This window comes from Arthrobacter sp. P1_B3 (assembly GCF_056406615.1).
In genome coordinates this window covers 113,303-138,535 of record NZ_JBFTZV010000001.1, presented here as the reverse complement: position 1 = coordinate 138,535, position 25,233 = coordinate 113,303, and the positions used below count along the sequence as shown (strand labels likewise).

The window sequence follows — 25,233 nt, the reverse complement described above, 5'->3', positions numbered from 1 at the left end:
GCCATCCATCAACTCCCGTAGGCCTCCACGAAAGAGGAACCGCGCCGTCCACAGCAGCACCGGTAGCCAAAGGAGGCACCATGACCATCGTCACCGAACAGCTCAGCACCATCGATCCCACTCATGTCCGGGACGTGATGTCCAAGGTGCCCACCAGCGTCACCGTCGTCGCCGGGCAGCCCGAACTCACCGGTGAACGAGCCGCCATGATCGTCGGATCATTCGTCTTCATTTCCCTGCACCCCTGTCTTGTCGGCTTCTTCGTCAGCCACGAATCCACGAGCTGGCCACAACTCAACAAAGCCACAGTGCTCGGCATCAGCATCCTGGCCTCAACCCAAAAACAGTTCTGCCGCAAACTCGGCAAAAAGGACGCAGACCGCTTCGACGACGAATTCTGGACCCGGGGCAATTTCGGCGCCCCGCTGGCCACAGGCGCTTTGGCATCCATGGAATGCCAGCTCGAGAACGTCACGCCCATGGGTGACCACGCCTTCGTCCTGGCACCCGTCCTCGGCCTCAGCGCGAGTAGCACGACAGACCCCCTTGTCTTCCAAAACCACGAATTCTCAGGCCTCCTCCCCCGCTGACGCCATCTGTGTGCGTATTGGTGTGGAGAACACGATGTCGCGCACGTGCCCCCTGATCTACGGGGCGGCACCGGCACCCGTCAACGGCTCCCGGTTGACCCCTACCCGGGCATCCGCCAGTGGGCCTGGAATTCCGGGTGGTCGGCGTACGGCAGGGCCAACGTATTCAGCGACAGTGTGGTCCATTCAATGACATCCGGAACCCATCCGGCGTCGGCGGAATCCTGGCTGACCAGCGCGGCCAGCACGGACTGGCGGGCGGATTCGATAATGCCGATGAGCAGGCGCTTGGCCTCGCACTCGCGGAGCAGGCGGCGTTCGTACCACTCGCCGGACACGGCCAGCGTGGGGTCGCCGAGCAGCTTCAGGGCGGCAGCTTCGTCTTCCTTTATCCGTGCGGTCAAAAACTCGACGATGTCCACTAACCGAGCCTATGCGCGGCGGCGCTCACGCGGCTACGCCTAGCGTTTCCCCTTTTTCCGGGATCGCGGCACCGGGCGCGCTTGTTAGGGTGGATGAATGAAACGACGTCTCGCCGCCCTTGCCGCTGCCGCCTCGCTGGTCGCCCTGAGCGGCTGTGGCCAAGTGCAGGGCGCTGCCGAAAAAGCCGTCAACGACGGGGCATCCCAGGTTGCCGCGGCGGCCGGCACTGAAGTGAAGAAGCAGGCCTGCGCCCTGGTGGAGGACGGCCTGGTCAGCGTCAAGGACAAAGAACTGCTGGGCGGCCTTGTCGCCGGTGCGGAAACCGCGGGTGCGCCCGCTGAGATCACCACCCCGCTGCGCCAGATCGCTGACTCCGGCGACCAGGTTCCGGCCGAACCCGTCAAGGCCCTTCAGGACGCCTGCGCCAAGTAACCCACGCTGGGAGCGGGCAGCGCCCTAGCGTTTCCCCTTTTTCCGGGATCCCTTGCCTCGGCCCTTGTCCGGGTTTGGTGCGTAACGCTGCGCCACCTTGGGCTTTTTGGCGGCTCCGGTGCCGCGCCGGTCCGGCTTGGGCTCCCGTTTGGGTTTCTCCTGCTGCGCCGAGGGCTGGCGGGAGCTCGCCGCGGTGCGTCCGCGGACAATCCCGATGAATTCCTCGATGACCTCGTCCGTGGTGTCGCTGGGCCAGGCCAGGGCGATCTCCGTTCCGGGCGCACCTGTGAGCTTCCGCGCCACGGTGTCCTTGACGTTGAAATGCCGGGCCACGGACATCGGCAGGATCACCAGCCCGGCACCGGATGCCACCACCTGCAGGGCCATCGCGGCGCCGCCGAGTTCCTGCGCGTCGAGGAAGGTCTCGGCAGACAAGTCCGCCAGGTCCACTTCTTCAAACAAAGAGATCTCATGCCCCTTGGGTGCCACCACCACTGGCTGTTCCTCGTAGAGCGGGATCACGCTGAGGCCCTCGCGTTCCACCGGGAGCCGGACAAAGCTCAGATCCGCGGAACCGTCGCGGAGCACGGATAGCTGCGCGCCGTCGTCGGACATAAAGGAGTGCAGCGGCACGTCCGGCATCCGCTCCTCCCAGCGCCGGATCCATTTTCCCGGTGTCACACCGGCGACGTACGCGAAGCGCAGCTCGCGCCCAACTGCAACGGCTGGGACGACGGCGGTTTCGTCGGGGGTCTGGGGTGCTTCTTCTGCTGCGGACACATGTTCACAGTACCGCCACCGCTGGCGCCGGGGTCCGCCCCGGTGTCGGCACGGTGCCGGAGTTGGTACTGGGTTTCGTGCTGAGCTGGTGCCCTGCGGGCATCCCGCCGGATACCCTTGAACTATGACCTCTGCAAACTCCCAGTCCATGAAGCCGGCCACCGTTGCCAAGAAGCTTGGCATCTACCTGCCGGCGACACCCCAGGAGTTCCAGGATTCGGCCATCACCCGCGCTGATTTCGCCGAGCTCCAGGCCAACCCGCCGGAGTGGCTGGCGGAACTGCGCCGTAACGGCCCGCACCCGCGGCCCGTGGTGGCGCAGAAGCTCAACGTCTCCATCAGCGGCCTGTCCCGCGGTGGTGTTGAGGAAGCGCTGACGACGGCGGAAATCACCGCACTGCTCCAGGCTCCCCCGGCATGGCTTGTCGCCGAACGCGCCACCCATGCCGCCGTCCGTGCCGAGGCCCAGCGGGTCAAGGACGAGTCCGCCAAGAAGGACGCCAAGAAAGCCCGCGCCAGGGCCGAATAGCCGCACGCACTTTCTTCCGGCCCCTATTTTCATCCCGCGGACCCAGGACTATGCTCGCGGAATGAGTCGGGACCGCCGGCCCGATCCCCCTCCGAGTCCCCATCCACCAGCCACCGGCGGATCATCGGGAAGGAAAAGGCCATGGCCTTCAAGATCGGATATTTTGTCGGGAGTCTCTCGAGCAGTTCCATCAACCGCACCTTGTCCAAGGCCCTGATCCGGCTTGCACCCGCGGAACTGGAGTTCACGGAGATCCCCATCAAAGACCTGCCGTTGTACAGCCCCGATTTTGATGCCGCTTTTCCGCCTGAGGGGCAGGCCCTCAAGGATGCCGTCGCAGCTTCCGACGGCATCCTGTTCGTCTCCCCTGAATACAACCGGTCCATCCCCGGAGCGCTAAAGAACGCCATCGACTGGGGATCCCGGCCCTGGGGCACCAACTCCTTCGCCCGCAAGCCCACCGGGATCATCGGCGCCTCCCCGGGCGGCATCGGGACCGCAGTGATGCAGTCCTCGTTCCGCAGCGTGCTGAGCTTCCTCGACGCGCCGCAGCTGAATGCGCCGGAGGCGTACATCCGCTTTGTTCCGGAGGTTTACGGCGAGGACGGCGAGGTCAAGGACGAAGCCACGGCCGGGCTGCTGCGGCACTACATGGAGGAATACGGCTCCTTTGTGGCGCGGGTCCTGGCCGCCAACGCGCCAGGCCATATCGGCGACGAGCACCCGGACAAGGACAAAGTGAGCCGTTAGGCCCCGCGCCTAACCCACGCGGACGTGGCTGGTCCGGTAACTAGTCCTGGTGCAGCTGCACGAAGTTCCCGCACCCGTCATCCATCACCACGCTGGTCCCGGCGGGGCCCTCGGATGGCTCCGCCTGGAACATCACGCCCTTGGCCGCCAGCCGGTCATATTCGGCGCGCACGTCCGGCACGCCAAAGACGATCGCTGGAATTCCGGCATCGTGCAGGCCGTTCATGTAGGCCGCGCCGATCGGGTTGTCACTGGGCTCCAGCAGCAGTCCGGCACCCCCGGCACCGTCCGGATCCTTGACGATGAACAGGTTGTGTTCCGGCATGGCCATCAGGGTCTCGAAGCCCAGCGTGCCGGTGTAGAACTCATGGGCCGAGGCTGGATCCTTGACGTGGATACTGCACATTTTCAGTCGCATGGCCCCTAGGCTACGCCGGGAGGATCCGTGACGGAACCGTGGCTGGGCCTTCGCGCCAGCCTTGGCGGCCTGTGCCGGCGGGCGGCATAGCCCCGGCCGGGCAGGGCATTGACGGCCCCGCCGCCAGGGATTCCAATGGAACTAGCGGAACAGCGCCCGCCCGGGACCGTTCCGGGGAGGTGTGCAATGACGCTTTCACTATCCGGTGCCCTCGCGGCCGGGCAGTTCCTCGCCCTCGCCATCCTGGTTGCCGGGGCGGCGTTCGCCGCGGTCTACTTCGCCCGCAAGCATCTGGCAGCCAAAGACGGACCCTCAGAGGGCGCAGACGGCGCGTTTTGGGACGTTTTCGCCGGACTCGCCGTCGTTGTGCCCGTCATAGTCCTTGCCTCCTCAACCTGGCCCTGGGCCGGTCTGGCGCTCGGGATGCTGGCCGCAGGGGCGGCCTGGGCGGCGCTGGCAGCGGCACCCCGGCTGCTGGCCCGGCAGGATGCCCGCCGGGCCAGCCGGGAGACCCAGCTCAAGAACGAGGCGGCGGCCGCACGGCACCGGAGCGCCCTCGCCCGGTGGCAGCGGTACGAACTGGATCCGGGGTTCTCGATTGACTACCCTGCGATGAGCGATCCCCGGCAGCCGGAAACGGCGGCCCTTATCCGGGCGATCAAGGCCGCCGAGCGCCTCGGCGGCCGCACGGATCGTGCATGCACGGATGCCGCCTACGCCCCGGCTGTGGAGCGCCTGGAAGATGCCCTGGCCGCCGCCGAACGCGCGGCCGGCGTGGGCACCGCCGGGTTCTCTGGTCCGGACCACGCGCACAGCTGATTCCCGGAATTGCCGATCCGGCAGTTCCCGGCAACCTCGGAAAGGTTCCATCATGACTGACATCACGATCATCGGCAGCGGCAACATGGCACGGGCAATCGGCACCCGGGCTGTCGCCGCCGGTCGTTCCGTCCAGGTTCTGGACCGGACTCCGGAGAATGCCGCCAAGCTCGCTGCTGAACTTGGCGGCAACACTAGCCCCGGCGCCCTGAGCGAGGTTCCCGAGGGCGACATCGTCATCCTGGCACTGTACTTCGGCCCGGCCAAGGAAGTTGCCACACACTTCGGCGATACGCTCAGCGGCAAGACCGTGGTGGACATCAGCAATCCCATCGACACCGAGACTTTCGATTCGCTCGTTGTCGCCCCGGGGACGTCGGCGGCCGAGGAAATCGCCGCACTGCTGCCGGGCGCACGGGTGGTGAAAGCCTTCAACACCACCTTCGCCGGCCCACTCGGCTCCGGTACGGCCGGAGGCCCACCGATGGATGTGTTCATCGCCTCGGACTCCGAACAGGCCCGCAACGAGGTCGCGGCCTTCGCCGAAGCCGCCGGGCTGCGTCCGCTCCAAGTGGGCGGACTACGCCACGCCCGTGAACTGGAGGGCTTCATGCTGCTGGTGATGGCGCTGCAGGCCAACCCCGCGTATCCAACCTTCAACTGGGGCACCGGCCTGAAAATCATCGACTAGCGGAAACTCAGCCGTTATGGAGTAGTCCGTTATGCCCGGTCAGGGGAACCCGTGCACCTCAGTGGTGGGGGAACTCTACAGACTCGTTCCCGGAGCTACCCGGGTTGCCGAACCAGGCTGGGGCGGTTCCGGCGAGACCCAGGACGCCAATAGCGATCGCCGCCACAACCGGGAGCGAGCGGATGTGGGCTGACACTAAGGGGCGTCGGGGGAGCCGGTCCCTGTCACGGAGCAGGGCGACGGCAACCAGCAGTGTGCCCAACTCCAGGACGCCGGCAGCAATGTCCGGCATACCGGCCGATTCAGGGGAGCCGGCGGCGGGTCCGAAAGGCAGTCCGACGGTCCGGGAGCACAACCACAGCGCCAGCGGAACAATCGAGACGGCCGCGACAGCCTTGAGCAGGGCACGGTGCCGCCTGCCTAGCGACAACAGGCCAAGGGCAAGCTGGGCTGCAGCGAGAATTGCGAAGAAGACACCGGCTGCGGCCCACTCGCCAAAATGCTCCGGTACGACTGCAGCGTGGATGGCGGCGCTGCCGACCAGCGCTGCAGCTAGAAACAGCCGTCGGTGGTCAATTCCCCTGCCGCGAGCAGTTCGCCGCCGGGTCCTGCTGACGTCCAATCGGCCGCCCCGAATCGCCACAACCCAGCCGACCAGGACGAGGTTGGTGACCAGGAGTATCCCGCTGCCGTAGCCCACAGCGCGCATCTGAAGCCCGAAAGACGCCTGCTGTTGCAGCGCGAGGCAGCTCCCCTCGGCGCAGGTATGGCTCATCGAATCAATCAGCTGCAGCTGATTTGACTGCAGCTGATAATCGTAGGCCGAGTTGAGCGTGATGAATGCGATGCCGGCGGCGGTTCCGGCCGCAACGATCAGCAGTGCCGTCAGAACCGTGCTCGACTTGCGCAGTTCCGGCCCGAATAGATGGAGCGCCAGCGTCATGGCGCCCAGCACTGCGAAGACGAAAACCGGCAGGACCAGGGTGGACTCACGCAGCCAGCTCGCGAATGGCTCCTCCGTGCGTTCAATGGCCCCTACGGCACCGCGCAGCGACATCATCCAGAAGCCGTCAGCGTAGGCCATCACAACAGACAGGGATACAACCGTCAGCCACGGAACAGCTGGCCGGCCCGGGATCGAGCCGCTGCGTTCGATCCCGGCGTTGGCGAGCTTCGTGTTCTCGATCATCTCCCGCAGCGTCATGGTCTGATCTCCCAGCCGAACATCATGGCGTGGTCCTCGTGCGCAAGGTTGTGGCAGTGCGCCACGTACGGCCCCACGAAGTCCCGGAATCCCCGGTAAAGGATCACCGACTCGTTCGGGTCGAGCGCCGCCAGGTCTTCTTTCGAGACGTCGTCGGGATGCCCGGTATCCGGCGTAACAGTCACGTCCTTGCCGTTGCGCATGACGGTTCGGTGTTCCTCCATGTGCAGGTGGAATGGATGCACCCAGCCGCCGCCGCCGTTGCGGACCTCCCAGAGGTTGAAGCTGTTCTTCTTTGGCGCGGCCAGCGGCGTCGCGCCGGCCTTGTTTCTCAGGCTCGTCGCCACCGTCGTCGGGTCGAAGGGTTTGCCGTTGATGAGCCACTCGGTCTCGCCGCCCAGGGCGCCCCGCTTCACCTCGAAGATCAGGCGGTTGTCCAACAGGTTCCGCCAGTTGCTCGGCAGCGGCGGAAGCGGACGCAGAGGAGTCAGAGCCGCCGGGATCCGGCTGTCGTCCGGCGCGCTGTCGCCGATCACGAACTTCAGCAGCGGCACTTTGTAGGCCGGATCGGGGAAGAAGCGGGAGGAGTTGGACCACATCCGCCCGTTGGGCATCTTCATGACGTTGGTGAGGTAGACGACGTCGCCCTTAGTGGTCGGCGTGCCGTCCTGGTACCTGGTGAAATCGACGATGACCTCGCGCCGCTTGGCCGGCCACAGTTCGAACGAGTCCCGCTTGATCGCGAACGGCAGGAGCCCACCGTCCGAGGCGATCTGGGTGAACTTCATGCACTGCTGGGCGTCGGGGATGCGGTACTGGCCCTGGAGCTCGTCGTCGACGTAGCCGAGCGACGCCGACGACTTGGGACCCTGCGTCGAGCTCATCAGCTTGAATTCGTAGATCCTCGAGACCGAGGCGTCCAGGAAGCGGAAGCGGTACTTGCGCCGCTTCACCTCCAGTACCGGGAAGGCCGTTCCGTTGACTGTGCAGATGTCGCCCACAAAACCGTGGTTGGGGAAGTGCTTGTAGAACGTCTTGCCCCACCACTCGGGGTGCTTGGCCGGGTTCTTGGCGTCCGGGAACTCACCCTGCACGTCATGGATGTCCTTGTGCACCGTGTCGCCGTCGTCAAGGCGGAAGTCGGAGAAGGCCAGCGGGATGTCGTACTTGACGTCGAAGGAACCGTCCGAGTTGTTTGTGCGGACGCCGGGAAGCCGGAGGCCCCGCCGCTCGTCCCCCATGTCCAGACCGTTCTTCGGGTCGTAGATGGGGTACAGGCCGACCAGGCCCTTGTAGACGTTCGAGCCGGTGTGATCCATCGTGTGATCGTGGAACCAGAAGAAGCTCTGCTTCTCCCGGTCGTCTCCACCGGCCGGCCAGTTCAGGTACAGGTTGTCGACGAACATCTGCGGCCTGAAGCCAGGGTGCTTCGGCCCGGACACCATCGAGTAGTGCGGGTTGCCGTCGCTCTCGGGCGCGGTGTGACCGTTGTGCAGGTGGGTCAGGAAGGACCAGTCCGGGGCGCCAAAATCCTGGCGGTCGAGGTTGAGCGGGTTCTCGTCCAGGTGGTTCTCGAAGCGGACGAGCGCCGGCCTGCCGTACTCGGCGTTGATCATCGGGCCGGGGAAGGTGCCGTTGAAGCCGTAGATCGTGCTCGGCGGCAATGTGCGTTTCGTGCCGGCCGCGTACGTCCTGCCGGATGAGTCGAACGACTCCGTCGGCTCTCCGTCCGAGTCGATCGGCAGCACTTGCGACGTGGTGAAGGAGTGGGTCCGAAGCTGCACGTCGATCTTGTAGACGATCGGGTCCGGATAGCCGATCTGGCTCGGCCAGATCTGATGCCGTTCGTTGCGCAGCGAGTTCTGCTGGCCCGGTCCGGGCCCCGGCGGCTTCGGCCAGGCGCTGTACACCGACTTCGGCACCGGGGCGAGCGCCTTCGGGATGGGCAGCCGGTCGCTGAACGGCGAGAGGATCAGCGGGCTCGTCGGGAACTTCTCAATGTAGAACAGGGTGTCACCGAGCGCTGCGGACGTGGCGGCGAACGCGCCGTCGGCCGTGAGCAGACCCCTCTGCGCGAGAAACGGCACCCCCAGGCCCTGCGCGGCAACCAGCGCGGCACCGGCACCCCCTGCCGCACCCAGCCTCAAAACGGTTCGACGGGACACCCGGCCTGCGTCGGCAGATTCCTCGCCCATCAGTCCGCGCCCCCTTCGCATGGGGCCGAAAGGCCGCCCTGCGCCCCGGGGCCGCCATCCCAGGCACGTCGTTCCCTAAGTTGAAGAGTGATCACGAGGAAACTCCCTACCCTGTGGGCTCAGCTTCGCTAGGCCCTCCGCCGCTGACCACATCACTATGCGTGGCAGACCTTTGGAAACACTGGGCTTTCCGGAGCGGGACTCCTCCCTTCAGCGGGCCTAAAGCTCGCTCCTTGCGCTTTCGCGGTTCCAACGCAGAAAGGTCCCCCTCCGGACAGCCCATCGGTAAGCGTGGTTGCTTTCCAATGGCTGCCGGACGGAGACCCTCCTGAAACCGTCGGCAGACTCAATGCCCGCGGGTCAGGACCTTACCCCTGAAGAACTCGGGGCGGATCTTGGCCATGACCAGCATGAGCACCACGCCCAGCAGGATGACGCCCATGCCGAGGATGAAGACCAGCCCCAGGCCGCCGATTGACGAACCTGATCCGTACGCGGGATCCATGGAGTCGTAGGCGGTCTTGAAGAACATGACCAGCAAGATGACGCCGCCCAGGAGAGGTGCGAGGAACTTGAAGAAGAACGCCCTCGCTCCGCTGAACGCCTCGGCGCGGAAGAACCAGACACAGGCCAACGCGGTGATGCCGTAGTAGAAGCAGATCATCATGCCCAGTGCCGTGATCGTGTCCCACAGCGCATTCTCCGACGTCGTCCGGGTAATGACATAGAACGCGGCGGCAGCCACTGCCGAGGCGATTGTGGCATAGCTCGGGGACTTGTACGTGGGGCTGATGTTGCCGAATTTCTGCGGCAGGGCCTTGTAGTGACCCATGGACAACAGTGTGCGCGCCGGGGAAACGAACGTGGACTGCAGGGACGCGGCGGAGCTGCTCAGGATGGCCAGGGACATCAGGATGGCGAAGGGGCCCATCACCGGCCCCGCAAGGACCGCGAAAATGCTGCCCTGGTTCTCCGGGTTGCCGGCACCGAGGCCGGTCTCGCCGACGCCGGCGAAGGACAGCGTGGCCAGGGCAACGGTCATGTAAATGATCACGATGACCAGCACCGTGAGTGTGGCGGCACGGCCCGGGGTCTTCTCCGGGTTCTTGGTCTCCTCGTTCATGGTCAGCGTGACGTCCCAGCCCCAGTAAATGAAGATGGACAGCGACACGCCGGCGGCGAAGGCGGAGAAGGATCCCACCGCGAAGGGGTTGAACCACTCCGGGGAGATGGCAGTGGCGTCGAAGGCGGTCCCGTTGGCGACGTGGCTGAACGCAGCCACGGAAAACCAACCGAGGACCAGCAACTGGAAGCCCACAAGCACGTACTGGACGGACTTGGTGGTTTCCATGCCGCGGTAGGAAATCCAGCACGCGAGGGCGATGAACACTAACGTGGTGGCGATGTTCAGCGGCAGGTTTGTGGTGAGGTCGGCGAGCTCGGGATTGCCTGTGAGCTGCGCCAGCATGAGGTAGAAGAAGTCCACTGCGACGGCGGCCAGGTTCGAGAGCACGATGATCGTCGCCGCAATGAGCCCCCACCCACCCATCCAGCCAATCCACGGGCCAAACGCCCGCGAGGCCCACGTGAACGAGGTGCCGGCGTCGGGCATGGCGTTGTTCAGTTCTCGGTAGCCGAACGCCACCAGCAGCATGGGGACAAAGCCCACCAGGAAGATCGCCGGCAGTTGCACGCCGACCTCGGCGACGGTGGGGCCCAGGGCCGCCGTGAGGGTGTATGCCGGGGCGATACAGGAAATACCGATGACGACAGCGCCGATGAGCCCCACGGATCCGGCCTTCAGGCCCTTCTCGCTCAGTCCGTGTTGCTGTTCGCTGAGATGTCCTGTTTGCTGTCCTGTGTGCGATGGCTTGGACATCGCATGGTCTGCGCTCATTGTTGTGCCTCTCCTGGGGTGTCATTCGACGCTGAATGGTTGAGGTGCTTCAGTTCATAGTCACTGGGGACCACGATCATCGGCACCGGCAGGGCGCGCAGAATGCGGTTGGCCGTGCTGCCGAGGAAGATGGACCGGCCCTTGGCAAGCCGGCTGGATCCGATCAGCAGGACCTCGCCGTCTTCCCAGCCCAGGCGGTCCACCGCTTCTTCGATGCTGCGGCCCTGTGCGACGACGACTTCCGACTTCGCCTCTTCCCGGACCTCCTGCCCGCCGCCGGGCAGGGCGGCGGCCAGGTGCTTCGCCGCGTACTCCCGCGCCGCCTCCGCGGCGCCGGCCGCATCGCCGCCGTCGAGCGCCAGGAGCGACACCACCCGCAGCGGAACCTGCCGGTTCACGGCCATGCCGAGGGCAAAATCGAGCAGCTTCTCGGCGCCGGCCCGGGTTCCGAGCCCGCAGCTGATCCGGGTCAGGGCCTCCTGGCGGTGGTAGCCGTGCGGTGCCAGAGCCACCGGAACGGTCGAGGCGTGGAGCAGGGCGCTGGCCACCGACCCGATCGTGAACCGTTTGAAGATCCCGGTGCTGGTTGCGCCGATGATGAGCATGTCCGCGCCCAGTTCCCCGGCCGCCTCGATCAGCGCGTGCGCGTCCGAGTCGCCGGTGCGGATGTGGGCCTGCGCGGGGACACCGGATGGAACCAGCGCCAGGGCCTGGTCGAGCCACTCCTGGGCCTGCTCATTGAGCAGATTTTCGAAGCCAGCCTTCGGCGCGACGGCGTGCCCGGACTGCTGCACTTCGGGCACCACCAGCACAAGGTCCAGGCTCGCTCCACGCCCGAGCGCCAGGGAGACGGCCAGATTGACCGCATCATGGCCTCTGGCATTGGCTGAGTACCCCACTACGTAACGCATCTGGCCGCTCTCCTAACTAGATTGAACTGACTGTTGGGGTTTTCTACGATGCGACGGACGCGCGGTCCGCTGCTGCGACGATCAGGGCGGCCGTGATCTGCCCCATCCGTACGGCGCCGTCGACATGCTGGTAGCCCTCGGCCGCGAGATCGGAGCAAGACCAGTAGATGGGTCCGACCGGCTTCAGCTGGTCCTTCCCGTACCGGTGCAGCCCGCCGAGGTCGTAGCTGGCGGCGTAGGCTCCGCGGGTCCATTCCTCCGAGCCCCAGTCGGACTCGTAGTAGACCTCGGGATCCAGGGCCTTTTCGCCCAAGAAGGACGCAATCGATTCGAGGATGGCGCGGCGGCGGTCCGCGGCACTGAGCTCGAACATCGCGTCGGCCTTCTCGTCCGAGACGAAGCCCACCAGCGTGCCGCGGGGGTCCTCATGGTTCGTGTTGTCGTAAACCTCCTGCACAATGGCGCCGGCGCCGAAGGCGGTCCCGGAGAGCCCGTCCTCGCGCCAGAACGGCGTGCTGTAGACGGCGTGGACCTTGATGACCAGGCCAAGGGACTGGTGCTGGTGCATCTGGTGCTGGCGGCGGGGCAGCGGCGGGTTGAAGGAAACCCGGGAGTAGAGGTTCGGCGGCACGGCCATGATGACGAAGCGGGCGTTCACGGTGGCGCGTTCGGAGACTGCGGTGACGCGGTATCCCCCGCTCGCGTCCTCGGCCCAGTTGATGGTGCGGACCGGGCTGTCGAGGACCACGTCCCCGCCCAGTTCGGCGGCCTGCAGCAGCGAAACCTGCTGCATTCCGCCGACAACCCGCTTGTCCAGGATGAAGTCCTCATCCGTGAGGTTGCTGAAGGACCCGGCGGAGGCAGCCATCAGGACGGCCTGCAGGGCGGAGAAGGCATGGGCAGGTTTGGTCAGCATGCCGCCGGCGATGAACAGGCCGATGTTGTTGCAGGCTTCCTCATCGGTTGAGTTCTGCCGCAGCCAGTGGTGGAAGGAAATGGTGTCCAGCTCGCGGGCCTTGGGGTGTGCCCACGGCTCCTCGGCGCCGATCTCCGCGGCGAGGGAATCGAGCAGCGCCGTGAGCTTGTCCATTTCGGCGGCGGTGGTTTCGCCGACGGGGAACGTGTCACCGGTGTACAGGGTGCGCTTGCCGTCTCCGCCGATGTAAACGGACTCGCCGTCGCGGTAGCGGGAGTAGGTCTGCAATCCGAGCTCATCCAGGAGCCCCAGAAGTGCCGTCTGGTCCGGCGAGACCCACTGGCCGCCGATTTCGAGCATTGCCCCGTCAATCGTGTCGGTCCAGGTCCGGCCGCCCACGCGGTCCCGTGCCTCGAGCACTGCCACGCTCAGTCCGGCCTTCTTCAGTTCGCGGGCGGCGGTCAGCCCGGAGGGGCCGGCCCCTACGATGACGACGTCGCGGTCAAGATTCAGCATGATGTCCTCCCCGTGGCCGCTAGAGTGATGCGGACCACTAAATGAATGCCGTTCATTTAGAATGATAGACCTTTCCAACGCTTCAGGGAAGACCCACTGCCTGGTGAATTTCGCCCGTAAAGTTGGGGGCAGAATGGGCTAAGTCCCGGAACCGACAGCAGAGCTAGAAGAAAGGCCCGGAATGACGGCAGCAACCAGCGTCCCCGCCGATCCGCACAGCCCGGCAGACCAGCACGGCCCCGCCGCCAAGCCCCGCCGCCGCGTGGGCCGGCCCGCCGCGGCCGTGCTGGACCAGGACGGCATCACTGCGGCGGCCCTGCAGCTGATTGGCAAGAGCGGCTACGAAGGCTTCACTATGGCTGCCCTGGCCAGGACCCTCAACGTGGCGCCCTCGGCGCTGTACAACCACGTCTCCTCCAAGCGGGACGTGCTGGTGCTCGTCCAGGACCACTTGACCTCTTTCGTGGACGTCGCCGCGTTCGAGGCCGGGCCCTGGGAGCAAGCGGTGAGGGACTGGGCCTGGAGCTACCGCGATGTCTTCTCCAAGCACACGCCGCTGATCCCGGTCATCGCCGTACTCCCCGTGACGGATGCACCCAAGACGCTGGCCATGTATGAGGCCGTCAGTGCCGGTTTTAGCCGCGCGGGTTTTCCCCAGGAGCGCATCATCCCGGCCATCGTGGCGTTCGAATCGTTTATCTTTGGCTCCGCCTACGACGTCACGGCACCGGCGGACATCTTCGATTCCGGGACCATGGCCGCCTCGACGCCGCATTTCACCTCTGCCGTCCAGCGTCTGGCCGAGGACAGCCATGACAAGCCGGCCGACGTCGCCTTCAGCCTGGGACTTGAGGCACTTCTCGCCGGACTCGGAGCGCTGCGGGCGGCCTAGCGGTCCGTCGCCGGGCAGGCAGTTCGCCGGCAGGCAGATTTCCGCCGCGGGTTCCCCACCTTCAACGGCACGACGCCGCCACAAGCCTGCGGTTCGGTGCAACACGCCGGCCCGAGCCTGCAAAGATGGGGATAGCCCGACGCCGGACTACAGCTGGACGTTAAACAAGGGAACCCCGGTCCGAAGACCGGGGTTCTCTCAATTGCGTGCGCGGGGGATTTGTACCCCTTCGCGGCGTGCCGTTGCAATGGCCGGGGAGGCCTGCGGTCAGCGGGCGAAGTACGCTCCGCTGGTCCGAGTGACGGTCGTATAGCCGAGCCGGGAGCCTGTGACACGGACGGTAATCCTTTTATCCCGGTCGGCCGTCCGGACCTTGTAGGTCGACTCTGTTGCGCCGTAGATCGGGACGCCGTTGCGCAGCCAGCGGTACTTGAAGGCAGTGCCCCAGGTCCAGGTGCCGGGCTTCGCGGTCACCACTGTCCCGGCCTTGACGGTGCCGGCGATCGTCGGCGTGGCCGAGCTCAGCGCCGCAGCAGCCACCTTCGCCGTAGTATCGGTCGTCTGGGTCTTCAGGATCCTGCCGCCCATCGTGGACGTGACCTTGACGGAGATTTTCTTGCCGAAGTCGCCGCCCACCAGTGTGTAGTCCCGGCCGGTGGCCCCGGCGATCGGGACGCCGTCGCGCACCCACTGGCGGGTCTCTGTCATTCCCGGGGCATAGCCGGACCAGGTGCCGGTGGAGACGGTGAGCTTCTCCCTCACTGTCGCGTTGCCCCGGATGGCCGGGGCTTTGGTCTGGGTCGGGTCCGGCGCGGTCACGGGCTTGGGCGCGGTGACCTTTGCCCAGGCGGTGGTGTATCCGGGAGCGGTGGCGGTCGCTATGAGCGTGACCGTCGTCCCAAGCTGGGTCATGTTGGGGGTGAACGTCGGGCCGGTGGCCGATACCTTCCCGTCCGGGGACTGCCAGTAGTAGATGACAGTCAGATTTTCGGCAGGTTCGGACCAGGTGCCGGCCGTCGCCGTCATCGCCGTGCCAATCACGGCGGTACCGGTCAGGACCGGCTTGGTGACGTTCGTCAGCGGCTTCAGCTCAACCTTCGGGGGCTCCGGGGGCGCCGGGGGCGCCGGGATGACCGTGCCCGCGGCCGGGGGGACGGTCACTGAGTTGGAGCTGGCCTCGAGCCCGCCAGATTCGGTCACCAGCTCCAGGGTGTGGCCCTGGTCCTCGGCGGTGATCGTATAGGTCAGTTCGGTAGCGTCGGGAATCCAGATGCCGTCGCGCGTCCACTGGAAGCGGTGCTCATTCCAATCGCTGGTGTTCCGATCGGTGTGGTCAAACCAGCGAAGGTCGACAGCGGTGAGGACGTCCCCCACCTCGGTGCCGCCGGTGACCACAGCGCCGGGCCTCTCGGGGGTGAAGGTGCCGCGGCTGGCTGCGGAGGTCACGGTGACCGGATCGAGGCCGGCGGCGTAGCCGGTGACCCGGAGGCTGAGCAGCCCCGTCGGACCCCACGTTGTCCTATCAAATCTTGGGGCGGTGGCACCCGGGATGGGCGAGCCGTCACGGAGCCACTGATACTGGAACTGGACGCCACTCGGGCCCCAGTCCCCCAGTTGGGCGACGACGACGGGCCAGTATTCACCCTCTTCTGCGCCCAGGGATTCGAAGCCAACATACCCCGCCTTGACCGTCGGAACGGCGCCGGCGGCGTCCGTGACCGGCGGCGTCTTGGTGGACTGGACGGTGGTTGCCTTGTACTCCGGAGCACGGCCCGTGGTCTTGACCCGGATGCCCTTTCCGAGGTCCGACCTGGTCAGCCGGTACGTGGTACCGGTGGCGCCCAGGATCGGTACGTCGTTGCGCAGCCACTGGTGCGTGAGCGTCGCGTTGGACGGATCCCAGGCGCCGTCATAAACGGTGAGGGTGTTGCCGACCAGCAGGGCGCCCCCGATAATCGGCCGCGGGCCGGCAACCGGGCTGTTGACCATCACCGGCTCCTGGCTCCCGTCCGGCCCCGTGCAGAGCTTGACCGAATCAACGATCGGGCCGCAGGACGGCAGGAAGCCTGCGTGCGCCGGAACGGCGAAACCGGCCAGCGACAGGGCGGTAAGGGCCCCGGCGGCGCCGAGACGGATGGCCTTCTTGTTCAATTGTTCCCCCCAGGGTCAGCGGGCCGGTCCCCCCGGCCCTGTTGCTGATAGTAGTGCCCTGCCTGCTGTTTTCGGCGGTCACCGTGGGGGCGGACGACGTCGGCGGACAGATCAATGTCAGGACAAACCCTCACAGGGCGTCAGCCACACCCAGAGCCACGCCGCAACACAACCAATTCCATCATTACCGCCGCACCCCAGTGGTACCGCAACGGAACTCCGATCAAGGGTGCGACATCCCTGGGGTATCAGCCTGTCCCGGCCGATGCCGTGCTTAGCTTCAAGGCCGGCCCCGGCCTCATCCATCCGGCCGTACAGTCCGCGAAAATCGGCCCCGGCACGTTCCCCCTGGTGGCGACGCCCATCATCAAGGGCACACCCAAGCCCGGATCCACCCTGACCGTGCATGTCGGGGGCTGGCAGCCGACGCCCTCCGCCTTCGCCTACCAGTGGTACCGCTCCGGCGTCAGGATTCCGGGCGCTACTGCGAAGTCTTACAAGCTCACCGCCTCCGACGCAGGCAAGACCATCATGGTTAAGGCGACCGGTTCTAGGACCGGCTTCAAGACCACCGTCTTGGCTTCGGTGCGGCCACTCAGGTAACCGGACCGCGGCACGCAGACATGAAGAAGCCCTCCCGCGCAGGTGACAGCCGGTGCGGGAGGGCTTCGGTAGTGGGCGGCCTGTTCGACCGCGGCGCCGGCCAGGACAACCTCGGGGGCACATCGCGGCCCGTGACGGACTGGACCGGCTCGCCGTCAAGCCAGCGCTTGTGCGCAGTCATCGCACTTCTGGTCTTGAGCCAGCCCCGTAGTCGTGTCGCGTGGGCGAAACCTGACGTCGCGTGGGTTAGTCGCCTGGGGTTAAACGAAAGAACCCCGGTCCGAAGACCGGGGTTCTTTCGATTTGCGTGCGCGAGGGGGGATTTGAACCCCCACGCCCTTTCGGACACTGGCACCTGAAGCCAGCGCGTCTGCCGTTCCGCCACTCGCGCGCAACTTCTTCCACTCGGATAGGGCCGGTTTCCCGGACCGCCAACCTCGTAAAAGCAGCGAGATCAAGCATAACGGACAATTGCGCGAAAACACCAATCGAGCCGGACAGGTCCCGGATTGCGGTGTATTCCCGGCCAGTCATACCCGGTCGCCGGACGTCACGTCGGCGCCCGCCGGGCCAGCCGCGGAGGCGATGTCCGCGCACGTCAGGGCGCAGTCGGCGCATATTTCGACGTCGGCCCGGCGGCGTCCGTTGAGGCCATTCCCAGACACGCCCAGTAGTATCTGATGTAGGAGTGTCTGCTGAGCGCGGGCTCGCAAAAGTTGGAAACCGAGTTCCGGAACGAGCGCTGCTCTGCAGCCAACAGGAAAGGAGAAGGACCATGGGATTGCTGGACAAAGTCGAGCGCGGCATCGAAAAGGCCGTCCGCGGAGTCTTCTCCACCGGTTCTCGCGCCCAGGTTGAGCCTGTCGAGATCGCGAGCCGGCTCCGCACCGAGGTCGACAACAAGGCCATCACAATCGCCGCGGGACGCACCCTGGCCCCCAACGTTTTTGACGTCCTTCTTAGCAGCGACGACTTCCAGCGCGCCCAGGAATGGGGCACACCCCTCGCGGAAGAACTGTGCGACGTCGTCATTAACCATGTCCGCAGCCAGGGCTACACCCTTCAGGGGCCGGTCCGGATCAGTTTCCGCCGCGATGAAGAGCACCGCGCCGGGGATTTCGACATCTCCTCGCGGACCGAGAAATCCAACGCCCCTTCCGCCCCTGCGCAGCCGGGAGTTCACGGCAACTTACCGGCGGCCCCGACACGCCAGCCGGCACAGCTTCAACCCGTCCTGGACATCGACGGCCAGCGCTACTCGCTGAACGCGCCGTCGATCGTCCTCGGCCGGTCCTCGGAAGCAGACATCCTCATTGACGACACCGGTGTTTCGCGCCGCCATCTGGAAATCCGGACCGGGCCTGGTACGGCCCAGGCGATCGATCTCGGCTCCACGAACGGCAGCTACGTCAACGGCCAAAAGATCGTGGGCAGTTCGGAACTTGCTGACGGCGCCACGATCATGATGGGACGGACTAAAATCATCTTCCGCCTACTGCCCGCCAACACAGGCGGCCGCGCATGAGCGAACTGACCATCACGGCCCTGCGTTTCGGGTTCCTTATCCTCCTGTGGGTGCTGATCTTCAGCATTGTCTCTGCCATGCGCCGTGATCTGATGATCGGCCGCAAGGCGGCGGCCGGGGCCCCGACGGCACGCCAGGTACGCAAGAATCCGGCCCTCGCCGAGCCCCCGCCCGCCCCCGTCAAACAGCAGGCCCGCCAGCTGATCGTGACCGAGGGACCACTGAAGGGCACCACCATCCCCCTCGCGGCAAGCCCCATCCTCCTTGGCCGGGCACAGGAGGCCACCCTCGTCCTGGAGGACGACTACGCCTCGGGCCGCCACGCCCGCCTGTTCCCGCAGGGCAGCCGCTGGTTCATCGAGGACCTCGGCTCCACTAATGGCACCTATCTGGCAGACCAGCAGCTGACCCGGGCCCTCCCGGTGGAGCTGGGCGTCCCCGTGAGAATCGGCAAGACGGTCATTGAATTGAGGCCGTAGCCGTGGCTGCCCCGGATCGCCCCGCAGACAGGGCCGAAGGCAAAACAACGGCCCCGAAGCGGCCGCTCATCATGCGCTACGCCGCGCGTTCAGACGTCGGGCGCATACGCGCCAAGAATGACGACTCCGCCTACGTGGGCCGGCACCTCGCCGTCGTTGCCGACGGCATGGGTGGCCATGCCGGCGGCGACGTCGCCTCCGCCGCGACCGTCCTGGACATGATCCACCTGGACCATGATGACTACGACGGCGAGGCCGGCACCGTCCTCGCCGACGAAATCCAGACGGCAAACTCCCTGCTGTCCGAGCTGGTCCACATCAATCCCAAGCTCGCCGGGATGGGCACCACGGTCACAGCCCTGCTCCTGGCCGAAGGCAAGCTCCACTTCGCCCACATTGGCGACTCCCGGGCCTACCGGCTGCGCGACGGCGAGTTCGAACAGGTCAGCATCGACCACACCTTTGTCCAGCGGCTCATCGACGAGGGCCGCCTGCGCCCCGAAGAGGCCGAAACGCATCCACACAAAAACGTCCTCATGCGCGTGCTGGGGGACGTCGATGCCAGCCCGGAGTTGGATCTCGACACCCTGGCTGTCCAGGCCGGGGAACGCTGGTTGCTCTGCTCGGACGGCCTGAACTACGTAGCCGGCCACGTCGTTGAGCGCACGGTTCGGGAGACGAAGGATCTGAACGAATGCGCCGAACTGCTGATTGAACTGACGCTGGAGGCCGGCGCCCCGGACAACGTGACGGTGGTGGTGCTCGACATCGCCGAGCCGACTCGCGACGACGTCCGGACCGCCGCCGTCAACGTCGTACCCGCGTCGGCCGCAGGGACCTCGGCGACCGCCGCGGCAGCCGGACGGCTGACCGGCAGCACGATTGGTGCCACGACGTCCGCCGGTGAGTCCGCGAAGAAGGACCACTCCGGCAACGACGCCGGGGCCGCTGCCCGGGCTGTGGCCGGGGATGCGTCAGGCCCGCGGCCCGCCGACCCTGCCCCTGGAGCCCCGGCCGACGGCACGCCGGCCACTGCCGCGCAGAAGACTGCCGGGAGCAAGGAACCCGAGACCACCACCGACCCGCATCTGGGCGAACACCTCTCGGCCGAAGTCCTGCGTGAAGAACTCTCCATGCGCCCCCACGAACTCGTCGGGGCCGCCGCCGCAGCAGCGGAATCAGGGTCCATTCCGTCTATAGCCGGACGCACCGTGGCCCGGCGCGCGGCCACTGTACTCACGCACAAGTCGGAACAGGACCGCGAGGACACCGAGGACTTCAGGCCCACCGGACGGCCGCGCCGCTGGTTCACGGTGTCCATTGCCGCCGCGATCGTCGCGCTGCTCGCCGTGGGCCTGTGGCTTGGCTACGCCTGGACCCAGACGCGCTACTACATCGGCGAGCACGATCAGCATGTGGCCATCTTCAACGGCGTCTCCCAACGCCTCGGGCCCATCCAGCTTTCCACTCTCGAAGCGGTGACCGATATCAAGATGTCCGACCTTCCCGAATTTTCGCAGCAGCGGGTGCATCAGACCGTGCCCGCCCGCGATCTCTACGACGCGCAGCGGATCGTCAAAAATCTGGAACGCACCGGCACCACCGCCCCGGCCGATGAATGCCTCACCCCGTCCCCCGCAGCGACGGCCGCCGGCGCCACCCCCGGCGCAACGGCCAAGCCAGGCTCCACGGCAACGCCAAATGCCACGGCCTCCCCTGGAACGGCCAAGCCGTCACCATCCGCCACCCCGACTACGAATTGCGAGGGGGCCAAATGACACCCATCGACCCCGTGCCCAGGCCACGACGCAACGTGGAGCTGGTCCTCCTGATCCTTGCCCTCGCCGTCGGGATTGGAGCCCAGGCCCTCGTGGGCGTGGACCGGCAAAAAGCGTTCGATACCGACTTCTGGTTCCAATCCAGCCTCCTGGCAGCCGCCGCCCTCGCCTTTCACGTGGTGTTGCGGATCCGCGCAAAATATGCCGACCCGGTAATACTTCCGCTCGTGGTGGCCCTCAACGGGCTGGGCCTTGCCATGATCCACCGGCTGGACAGGGTGGGCGAGGACACCGGCAACAACCAGCTGCGCTGGACGCTGGTGGCCATGGGGGTCGCGATCGCAGTCATTTGGTTCCTCAAGGACCACCGCATCCTGCGACGCTTCACCTACATTTCGCTGGCCATCAGCGCCGTGCTCCTCATCCTTCCGCTGGTTCCCGGCGTCTCGGCCGGAGAAATCCTGGGCGCGAGCGTCTGGATCAAGATCGGTTCCATGACGTTCCAGCCGGGTGAAATAGCCAAGATCACACTGGCCATCTTCTTCGCTGGATATTTGTCGTCGAACCGGGACCTGATCCTGCTGGCTGGCCGCAAAATCGGCCCGGTGCAGTTCCCGCGGTTCAAGGACATGGGCCCTATGCTCACCGCCTGGCTCGTGAGCATCGGCGTGCTGATCTTCCAGCGCGACCTCGGCTCCTCGATCCTGTTCTTCGGCCTGTTCCTCGTCATGATCTACGTCGCCACGAGCCGCATCAGCTGGGTGATCATCGGCCTCGTGTTGATTATCGTGGGTGGCTTCATCGCAGCCCGCGTGTTCTCACACGTGGCCCTGCGGATTGACGGCTGGGTCAACGCCTTCACCGATGAGGTCTACGGCCGGCAGTTCGGCGGCAGCCTCCAAATTGTCGAGGGCCTGTTCGGCATGGCCAACGGCGGCCTGGTCGGCACCGGCCTCGGCCAGGGCCGACCCAACCTCGTCCCCTTCGCCAACAGCGACATGATCATCGCCTCATTCGGTGAGGAACTCGGGCTGATCGGCGTCTTCGCGATCGTCCTGATGTATCTGCTGCTGTTTACCCGCGGCTTCCGCGCCGCGCTGGGCACCCGCGACGCGTTCGGAAAGCTGCTCGCCACCGGGCTCTCCTTTGCGATCGCGCTGCAGTGCTTTGTGGTGATCGGCGGCGTCACGCGCCTGATCCCGCTGACCGGACTTACGACGCCGTTCCTCGCCGCTGGCGGGTCCTCCCTCCTGGCGAACTGGATCATTGTGGGCTTGCTGCTCATGATTTCCCACTCCGCCCGCGGTCCAGTGGACACGACGCCGCTGCCGCCCGGCCAGGAACCGGGCGTGAGCCGGAAACTGCCCGCAATGCCGTCCAAGCCGGCCCCGGACCACCCCCGAACCAGTCCCGACGCACCCACCGAGGCGGTGAAACAGCTATGAACCAGGCCATCCGCAATTCCTGGCTCGCCGCGATCGCAATGTTCGTGCTGGTCTTCGGTGCGCTCAGCTACGTGCAGGTGGTTGGCGCCGACGAGCTCAAAGCCAACGCCTGGAACAGGCGCGCCATCCTCCAGAACTACTGCAACGACCGCGGCGCGATCATTGTCGGCGGCAGCCCGGTGGCAGAGTCCGTTCCCGCCACCGAGAGCTGCAAGTTCCAGCGGACGTACTCCCAGCCCGAGCTCTACGCCGGCGTCACGGGGTACTTCTCCAAGAACTACGGGCTCACCGGACTGGAGAAGTCCATGAACGATGTGCTGGCCGGCAGCTCGGACCAGCAGTTCCTGGACCGGGTGGGCCAGTTGTTCCTCGGCAACCAGCCCAAGGGGGCGTCCGTGGAACTGACCCTGGACCCCAAGATCCAGAAGCTTGCCTATGACCTGATCCCGGACGGCCAGCGCGGGTCGATCGTGGTCACCAACCCGAAGACCGGCGCGATCCTGGCCATGGTTTCCAAACCGTCCTATGACCCCAACCTGATTGCCACCCAGGACGCGGCCGCCGAACAGGCCAATTACAACGAGCTGAACCAGATCCCCGGGATCAACCTCAACCAAAATGTCAGCGGACCCACGGGCGAGCTGCTGGCACCAGGTTCGGTGTTCAAGCTCATTGACACGGCGGCGGCGCTCAATTCGGGCAAGTACAACAAGGACAGCGTCCTGCCCAACCCGGCGGAAATGCCCTTCCCCGGCATCGACTACACGCTCCCCAACTACGCGGGAGGCAACTGCTATACCCGTAGCACGGCGTCGTTCGCGTTCGCACTGCAGCAGTCCTGCAACACGCCGTTCGCCAGCATCGCGCTGGATTTGAAGCAGCAGGCCATTGCGGACCAGGCGGAGAAGTTCGGCTTCGGACAGGACTTCGGTGACCAGCTAAAGCTGGACAGCGCCCCGAGCTTCTTCCCGACCGAGCCGCTGGACGACGCCGGCCTGGCGCAGTCCTCGATCGGCCAGCGGGACGTCCGGGCAACCCCGCTCCAGATCAACACGATGACAGCCGCGATCGCCAACGACGGGGTGCAGATGCAGCCGAACCTGATCAAGGCCGTGCGCGCCCCTGACCTGCGGGCGATCAACGAACCGAAACCCCAGGCCCTGCGCACCGCCACGACTCCGGAGATCGCACGGCAGATCAACGAGTGGATGGTCAGCGTCGTCGACGACGGCATCGCCAGCCGTGCGGCTGTGCCCGGTGTCCAGGTGGCCGGCAAGACCGGTACCGCCGAACTCGGCAACGGCCTGAACAACTCATGGTTTACCGGGTTTGCCCCGGCAAATGACCCGCAAGTGGCTGTCACCATCGTCATGGAAGGCGTAGACATCACCACAGGCGCAAACCTAACCAGTCCGAACGCGAAGAAGATTTTTGAGGCGGTGTTGAATAAGTGAGGCCTACTTCGGGAATCACCCTCGGCGGCAGATTCCAGCTGACCACGCGCATTGCGATCGGCGGCATGGGAGAAGTCTGGAAAGCCAAAGACCTGATCCTTGGCCGCATTGTCGCCATTAAGGTGCTCAAGGAGGAATACACCGGTGACCCCGGGTTCCTGCAGCGCTTCCGCGCCGAAGCACGCCATACCGCCCTGCTGAACCACGTGGGCATCGCCAACGTCTTCGATTACGGCGAGGAGGAGGGATCGGCCTACCTGGTCATGGAACTGGTTCCGGGCCAGCCGCTGAGCAGCATCATCGAGCACGAACAGGTGCTTTCCCCGGACCGCACCCTTTCGATGATCGCGCAGACAGCGCGTGCCCTGGCTGTTGCCCACGCGCAGGGCCTCGTGCACCGCGACGTCAAGCCGGGGAACCTGCTCATCACCCCGGACGGCCGCGTCAAGGTCACCGACTTCGGCATTGCGCGCCTGGCCGACCAGGTTCCGCTGACCCAGACCGGCCAGGTGATGGGCACGGCCCAGTACCTGGCACCGGAACAGGCCACGGGGCAGACTGCCACCGGGGCCTCGGACATCTACTCCCTTGGCGTGATCGGCTACGAGTGCCTCACGGGCCACCGGCCGTTCTCCGGGGAATCCCAGATCGCCATCGCGCTGGCCCAGGTCAACGACGCGCCGCCGCCGCTGCCTGACACGCTGCCCAGGCCGGTCCGCGCCCTGCTGATGTCCATGCTGGCCAAGGATCCGAAGAACCGCCCGGCGGACGCCATCAAGCTGTCCGAGGCAGCCGAGGCCATCCGCAACGGTGACATCTCCGCCGCACATGCAGCTGTGCCGGGCATGCTGCTTTTCGAGGCAGCCACCGGGCCCATCACGGCGCCCGTCGACGTCCCCACAGCGGCCACCAGCGTCATTGGCTCCAGCGCCGCGGAGGACAAGTCGACGTCCGCAACATCCGCGCTGCCCGTCGTTGGCGCTGCAGGTGCCGGCGCGGCGGCCGGCCTGGCAGCCGGTGCAGCCGCCGCCAGCGGCTACGGCGCCCGCAACGCGCTCAACCGCGCCGATGCCCTCGCGGCCGAGCGGAGCTGGGTGCAGGAAGAGGAAGCGGAAGATTACGACGAACCGGAGGAAGAGCCGAAGCGCCGCGGACGCAGCCCGTGGACCTGGCCGCTTATTGCGCTGATCCTGCTGGTGGTCTTCGCCCTGGTCGGTCTGGTCGTGAGCCAGGCCGGCAATCTGTTTCCCTCGCAGGCGCCGGCCAGCAACAATGTGACCTCCAGTTCTGCGAAGCCGAGCAGCGCCACCCCCTCGGCGTCGTCCGCGTCCGCGTCCGAGACCCCCACCCCCACGCCCAGCTCCGCGACACCGACCGAGTCCACCCCGGCAGCGGTCAACCTGATCCCGGATGCCTATTTGGGGAGGCCCTTCAACGATGTCCGCAACGAGCTGATCGGCCAGGGGCTGCAAGTCACCGGCGTCGAGGTGGTCAACGACGCGACACCTGGCACCGTCACCAACATTGACCCTTCCGGTCCGGTTCAGCCCGGCACCACCATCACCGTCAGCTACTCCAAGGGACCGGAAATGGTTTCCGTCCCGTCCATCAAGGCAGGCTCAAGCGAGGCCAAGGTCCAGCAGGCCATCCAGGACGCCGGGCTGCGCTGGGCCAAGGGAGCCGACGTCAGTCCCACGAACAAGAACGAAGATCCCGGAACCTTCGTGAGCTCGGAGCCTCCTTCCGGGTCCAAGGTGCCCGCCGGCAGCGTTGTGACCTATCACCTCGCCGAAGCCACCGCCACAACACCTTCACCTACCAAGTCCGGACCCTAA

Annotated in this window: 24 protein-coding genes and 1 tRNA gene; 14 read left to right on the top strand and 11 right to left on the bottom strand. The window is 66.0% G+C overall.

Translation table 11 applies throughout. The features are described from left to right. Window positions 1–80 precede the first annotated feature (80 nt). Window positions 81–590 (top strand): flavin reductase family protein, encoded by a 510-nt coding sequence (locus AC1D2F_RS00640; RefSeq protein WP_476965983.1) that lies wholly within the window; start codon window positions 81–83, stop codon window positions 588–590. Window positions 591–691: 101 nt separating this feature from the next. On the opposite strand, the gene AC1D2F_RS00635 is transcribed toward AC1D2F_RS00640, so the two are convergent. Then, a complete protein-coding gene (locus AC1D2F_RS00635; protein ID WP_229994268.1) occupies window positions 692–1,012 on the bottom strand; it encodes a DUF6221 family protein in 321 nt (106 codons plus the stop codon). A 97-nt stretch (window positions 1,013–1,109) separates the two neighbouring features. Here AC1D2F_RS00635 and AC1D2F_RS00630 point away from each other — a divergent pair, with 97 nt between their 5' ends. After that, window positions 1,110–1,445 (top strand): hypothetical protein, encoded by a 336-nt coding sequence (locus AC1D2F_RS00630; protein ID WP_476965982.1) that lies wholly within the window; start codon window positions 1,110–1,112, stop codon window positions 1,443–1,445. Window positions 1,446–1,469: 24 nt separating this feature from the next. On the opposite strand, the gene AC1D2F_RS00625 is transcribed toward AC1D2F_RS00630, so the two are convergent. Continuing rightward, the gene (locus AC1D2F_RS00625) at window positions 1,470–2,225 is read right to left on the bottom strand and encodes a LysR family substrate-binding domain-containing protein (protein ID WP_229994270.1); all 756 of its coding nucleotides are present in this window, start codon (window positions 2,223–2,225) and stop codon (window positions 1,470–1,472) included. 124 nt (window positions 2,226–2,349) lie between these two features. Here AC1D2F_RS00625 and AC1D2F_RS00620 point away from each other — a divergent pair, with 124 nt between their 5' ends. Together AC1D2F_RS00620 and AC1D2F_RS00615 are read left to right on the top strand one after the other, a co-directional pair. Next, window positions 2,350–2,754 carry a DUF5997 family protein gene (locus AC1D2F_RS00620; protein ID WP_229994271.1) on the top strand — a complete coding sequence of 135 codons (405 nt, stop codon included), beginning with the start codon at window positions 2,350–2,352 and terminating at the stop codon, window positions 2,752–2,754. 141 nt (window positions 2,755–2,895) lie between these two features. Next, a complete protein-coding gene (locus tag AC1D2F_RS00615; protein WP_229994272.1) occupies window positions 2,896–3,504 on the top strand; it encodes an NADPH-dependent FMN reductase in 609 nt (202 codons plus the stop codon). Between the two features lie 40 nt (window positions 3,505–3,544). Here the strand turns inward: AC1D2F_RS00615 and AC1D2F_RS00610 are convergent, their stop codons facing one another. Further along, window positions 3,545–3,922 (bottom strand): VOC family protein, encoded by a 378-nt coding sequence (locus AC1D2F_RS00610; RefSeq protein WP_229994273.1) that lies wholly within the window; start codon window positions 3,920–3,922, stop codon window positions 3,545–3,547. A gap of 186 nt (window positions 3,923–4,108) precedes the next feature. On the opposite strand from AC1D2F_RS00610, the gene AC1D2F_RS00605 reads away from it, so the two are divergent. Both AC1D2F_RS00605 and AC1D2F_RS00600 read left to right on the top strand, forming a co-directional pair. Further along, window positions 4,109–4,741 (top strand): hypothetical protein, encoded by a 633-nt coding sequence (locus AC1D2F_RS00605; protein WP_229994274.1) that lies wholly within the window; start codon window positions 4,109–4,111, stop codon window positions 4,739–4,741. A gap of 52 nt (window positions 4,742–4,793) precedes the next feature. Then, a complete protein-coding gene (locus AC1D2F_RS00600; protein WP_229994275.1) occupies window positions 4,794–5,432 on the top strand; it encodes an NADPH-dependent F420 reductase in 639 nt (212 codons plus the stop codon). Window positions 5,433–5,490: 58 nt separating this feature from the next. Here AC1D2F_RS00600 and AC1D2F_RS00595 read toward each other — a convergent pair whose 3' ends face one another. The 5 genes from AC1D2F_RS00595 to AC1D2F_RS00575 all read right to left on the bottom strand — a co-directional run bounded on the left by AC1D2F_RS00595 (window position 5,491) and on the right by AC1D2F_RS00575 (window position 13,071). Further along, a complete protein-coding gene (locus AC1D2F_RS00595; RefSeq protein ID WP_229994276.1) occupies window positions 5,491–6,636 on the bottom strand; it encodes a hypothetical protein in 1,146 nt (381 codons plus the stop codon). After that, a complete protein-coding gene (locus AC1D2F_RS00590) occupies window positions 6,633–8,831 on the bottom strand; it encodes a multicopper oxidase family protein (protein ID WP_229994277.1) in 2,199 nt (732 codons plus the stop codon). The genes AC1D2F_RS00595 and AC1D2F_RS00590 overlap by 4 nt, the downstream gene beginning before the upstream one ends. A gap of 346 nt (window positions 8,832–9,177) precedes the next feature. Beyond that, window positions 9,178–10,710, bottom strand: coding sequence for an APC family permease (locus AC1D2F_RS00585; protein ID WP_229994286.1), 1,533 nt, complete (start codon window positions 10,708–10,710; stop codon window positions 9,178–9,180). A gap of 14 nt (window positions 10,711–10,724) precedes the next feature. After that, window positions 10,725–11,639, bottom strand: a complete 915-nt coding sequence (locus AC1D2F_RS00580; protein WP_476965981.1) for a universal stress protein — start codon at window positions 11,637–11,639, stop codon at window positions 10,725–10,727. Window positions 11,640–11,682: 43 nt separating this feature from the next. Beyond that, on the bottom strand, window positions 11,683–13,071 hold the full coding sequence (locus AC1D2F_RS00575) for a flavin monoamine oxidase family protein (protein ID WP_229994279.1): 1,389 nt from the start codon (window positions 13,069–13,071) through the stop codon (window positions 11,683–11,685). A gap of 181 nt (window positions 13,072–13,252) precedes the next feature. Between AC1D2F_RS00575 and AC1D2F_RS00570 the strand changes: the two genes are divergently transcribed. Next, window positions 13,253–13,963 carry a TetR/AcrR family transcriptional regulator gene (locus AC1D2F_RS00570; protein ID WP_229994280.1) on the top strand — a complete coding sequence of 237 codons (711 nt, stop codon included), beginning with the start codon at window positions 13,253–13,255 and terminating at the stop codon, window positions 13,961–13,963. Between the two features lie 267 nt (window positions 13,964–14,230). On the opposite strand, the gene AC1D2F_RS00565 is transcribed toward AC1D2F_RS00570, so the two are convergent. After that, window positions 14,231–16,114, bottom strand: a complete 1,884-nt coding sequence (locus AC1D2F_RS00565) for a hypothetical protein (protein WP_476965980.1) — start codon at window positions 16,112–16,114, stop codon at window positions 14,231–14,233. 114 nt (window positions 16,115–16,228) lie between these two features. Here AC1D2F_RS00565 and AC1D2F_RS00560 point away from each other — a divergent pair, with 114 nt between their 5' ends. Next, on the top strand, window positions 16,229–16,717 hold the full coding sequence (locus AC1D2F_RS00560) for a hypothetical protein (RefSeq protein WP_476965979.1): 489 nt from the start codon (window positions 16,229–16,231) through the stop codon (window positions 16,715–16,717). Window positions 16,718–17,025: 308 nt separating this feature from the next. On the opposite strand, the gene AC1D2F_RS00555 is transcribed toward AC1D2F_RS00560, so the two are convergent. Both AC1D2F_RS00555 and AC1D2F_RS00550 read right to left on the bottom strand, forming a co-directional pair. Further along, window positions 17,026–17,108: transfer RNA gene (locus AC1D2F_RS00555), tRNA-Leu, on the bottom strand. Window positions 17,109–17,247: 139 nt separating this feature from the next. Next, a complete protein-coding gene (locus AC1D2F_RS00550; protein WP_290369371.1) occupies window positions 17,248–17,382 on the bottom strand; it encodes a hypothetical protein in 135 nt (44 codons plus the stop codon). A gap of 110 nt (window positions 17,383–17,492) precedes the next feature. Here AC1D2F_RS00550 and AC1D2F_RS00545 point away from each other — a divergent pair, with 110 nt between their 5' ends. Genes AC1D2F_RS00545 through AC1D2F_RS00520 form a run of 6 tightly spaced genes read left to right on the top strand, consistent with a single transcriptional unit; the run spans window position 17,493 to window position 25,233 of the window. After that, the gene (locus tag AC1D2F_RS00545) at window positions 17,493–18,242 is read left to right on the top strand and encodes an FhaA domain-containing protein (RefSeq protein ID WP_229994283.1); all 750 of its coding nucleotides are present in this window, start codon (window positions 17,493–17,495) and stop codon (window positions 18,240–18,242) included. Continuing rightward, the gene (locus AC1D2F_RS00540) at window positions 18,239–18,721 is read left to right on the top strand and encodes an FHA domain-containing protein FhaB/FipA (RefSeq protein WP_091560792.1); all 483 of its coding nucleotides are present in this window, start codon (window positions 18,239–18,241) and stop codon (window positions 18,719–18,721) included. Before AC1D2F_RS00545 ends, AC1D2F_RS00540 begins: the two co-directional genes overlap by 4 nt. A gap of 2 nt (window positions 18,722–18,723) precedes the next feature. Continuing rightward, a complete protein-coding gene (locus AC1D2F_RS00535) occupies window positions 18,724–20,499 on the top strand; it encodes a PP2C family protein-serine/threonine phosphatase (RefSeq protein WP_229996074.1) in 1,776 nt (591 codons plus the stop codon). Continuing rightward, entirely contained in the window at window positions 20,496–21,944 is a 1,449-nt protein-coding gene (locus AC1D2F_RS00530; RefSeq protein ID WP_229996075.1) for an FtsW/RodA/SpoVE family cell cycle protein, read from the top strand. The genes AC1D2F_RS00535 and AC1D2F_RS00530 overlap by 4 nt, the downstream gene beginning before the upstream one ends. Then, window positions 21,941–23,398 carry a peptidoglycan D,D-transpeptidase FtsI family protein gene (locus AC1D2F_RS00525; protein WP_229996076.1) on the top strand — a complete coding sequence of 486 codons (1,458 nt, stop codon included), beginning with the start codon at window positions 21,941–21,943 and terminating at the stop codon, window positions 23,396–23,398. The genes AC1D2F_RS00530 and AC1D2F_RS00525 overlap by 4 nt, the downstream gene beginning before the upstream one ends. Beyond that, window positions 23,395–25,233: a protein kinase domain-containing protein gene (locus AC1D2F_RS00520; protein ID WP_476965978.1), complete on the top strand. Its 1,839-nt coding sequence runs from the start codon at window positions 23,395–23,397 to the stop codon at window positions 25,231–25,233. The genes AC1D2F_RS00525 and AC1D2F_RS00520 overlap by 4 nt, the downstream gene beginning before the upstream one ends.

Excerpts from the sequence above, each read along its gene's own strand:
- AC1D2F_RS00640 (WP_476965983.1), top strand. The coding sequence starts at position 81 with ATGACCATCGTCACCGAACAGCTCAGCACCATCGATCCCACTCATGTC.
- AC1D2F_RS00630 (WP_476965982.1), top strand. The coding sequence starts at position 1,110 with ATGAAACGACGTCTCGCCGCCCTTGCCGCTGCCGCCTCGCTGGTCGCC.
- AC1D2F_RS00620 (WP_229994271.1), top strand. The coding sequence starts at position 2,350 with ATGACCTCTGCAAACTCCCAGTCCATGAAGCCGGCCACCGTTGCCAAG.
- AC1D2F_RS00615 (WP_229994272.1), top strand. The coding sequence starts at position 2,896 with ATGGCCTTCAAGATCGGATATTTTGTCGGGAGTCTCTCGAGCAGTTCC.
- AC1D2F_RS00610 (WP_229994273.1), bottom strand. The coding sequence starts at position 3,922 with ATGCGACTGAAAATGTGCAGTATCCACGTCAAGGATCCAGCCTCGGCC.
- AC1D2F_RS00605 (WP_229994274.1), top strand. The coding sequence starts at position 4,109 with ATGACGCTTTCACTATCCGGTGCCCTCGCGGCCGGGCAGTTCCTCGCC.
- AC1D2F_RS00600 (WP_229994275.1), top strand. The coding sequence starts at position 4,794 with ATGACTGACATCACGATCATCGGCAGCGGCAACATGGCACGGGCAATC.
- AC1D2F_RS00595 (WP_229994276.1), bottom strand. The coding sequence starts at position 6,636 with ATGACGCTGCGGGAGATGATCGAGAACACGAAGCTCGCCAACGCCGGG.
- AC1D2F_RS00590 (WP_229994277.1), bottom strand. The coding sequence starts at position 8,831 with ATGGGCGAGGAATCTGCCGACGCAGGCCGGGTGTCCCGTCGAACCGTT.
- AC1D2F_RS00585 (WP_229994286.1), bottom strand. The coding sequence starts at position 10,710 with ATGTCCAAGCCATCGCACACAGGACAGCAAACAGGACATCTCAGCGAA.
- AC1D2F_RS00580 (WP_476965981.1), bottom strand. The coding sequence starts at position 11,639 with ATGCGTTACGTAGTGGGGTACTCAGCCAATGCCAGAGGCCATGATGCG.
- AC1D2F_RS00575 (WP_229994279.1), bottom strand. The coding sequence starts at position 13,071 with ATGCTGAATCTTGACCGCGACGTCGTCATCGTAGGGGCCGGCCCCTCC.
- AC1D2F_RS00570 (WP_229994280.1), top strand. The coding sequence starts at position 13,253 with ATGACGGCAGCAACCAGCGTCCCCGCCGATCCGCACAGCCCGGCAGAC.
- AC1D2F_RS00560 (WP_476965979.1), top strand. The coding sequence starts at position 16,229 with ATGTCAGGACAAACCCTCACAGGGCGTCAGCCACACCCAGAGCCACGC.
- AC1D2F_RS00545 (WP_229994283.1), top strand. The coding sequence starts at position 17,493 with ATGGGATTGCTGGACAAAGTCGAGCGCGGCATCGAAAAGGCCGTCCGC.
- AC1D2F_RS00540 (WP_091560792.1), top strand. The coding sequence starts at position 18,239 with ATGAGCGAACTGACCATCACGGCCCTGCGTTTCGGGTTCCTTATCCTC.
- AC1D2F_RS00530 (WP_229996075.1), top strand. The coding sequence starts at position 20,496 with ATGACACCCATCGACCCCGTGCCCAGGCCACGACGCAACGTGGAGCTG.
- AC1D2F_RS00525 (WP_229996076.1), top strand. The coding sequence starts at position 21,941 with ATGAACCAGGCCATCCGCAATTCCTGGCTCGCCGCGATCGCAATGTTC.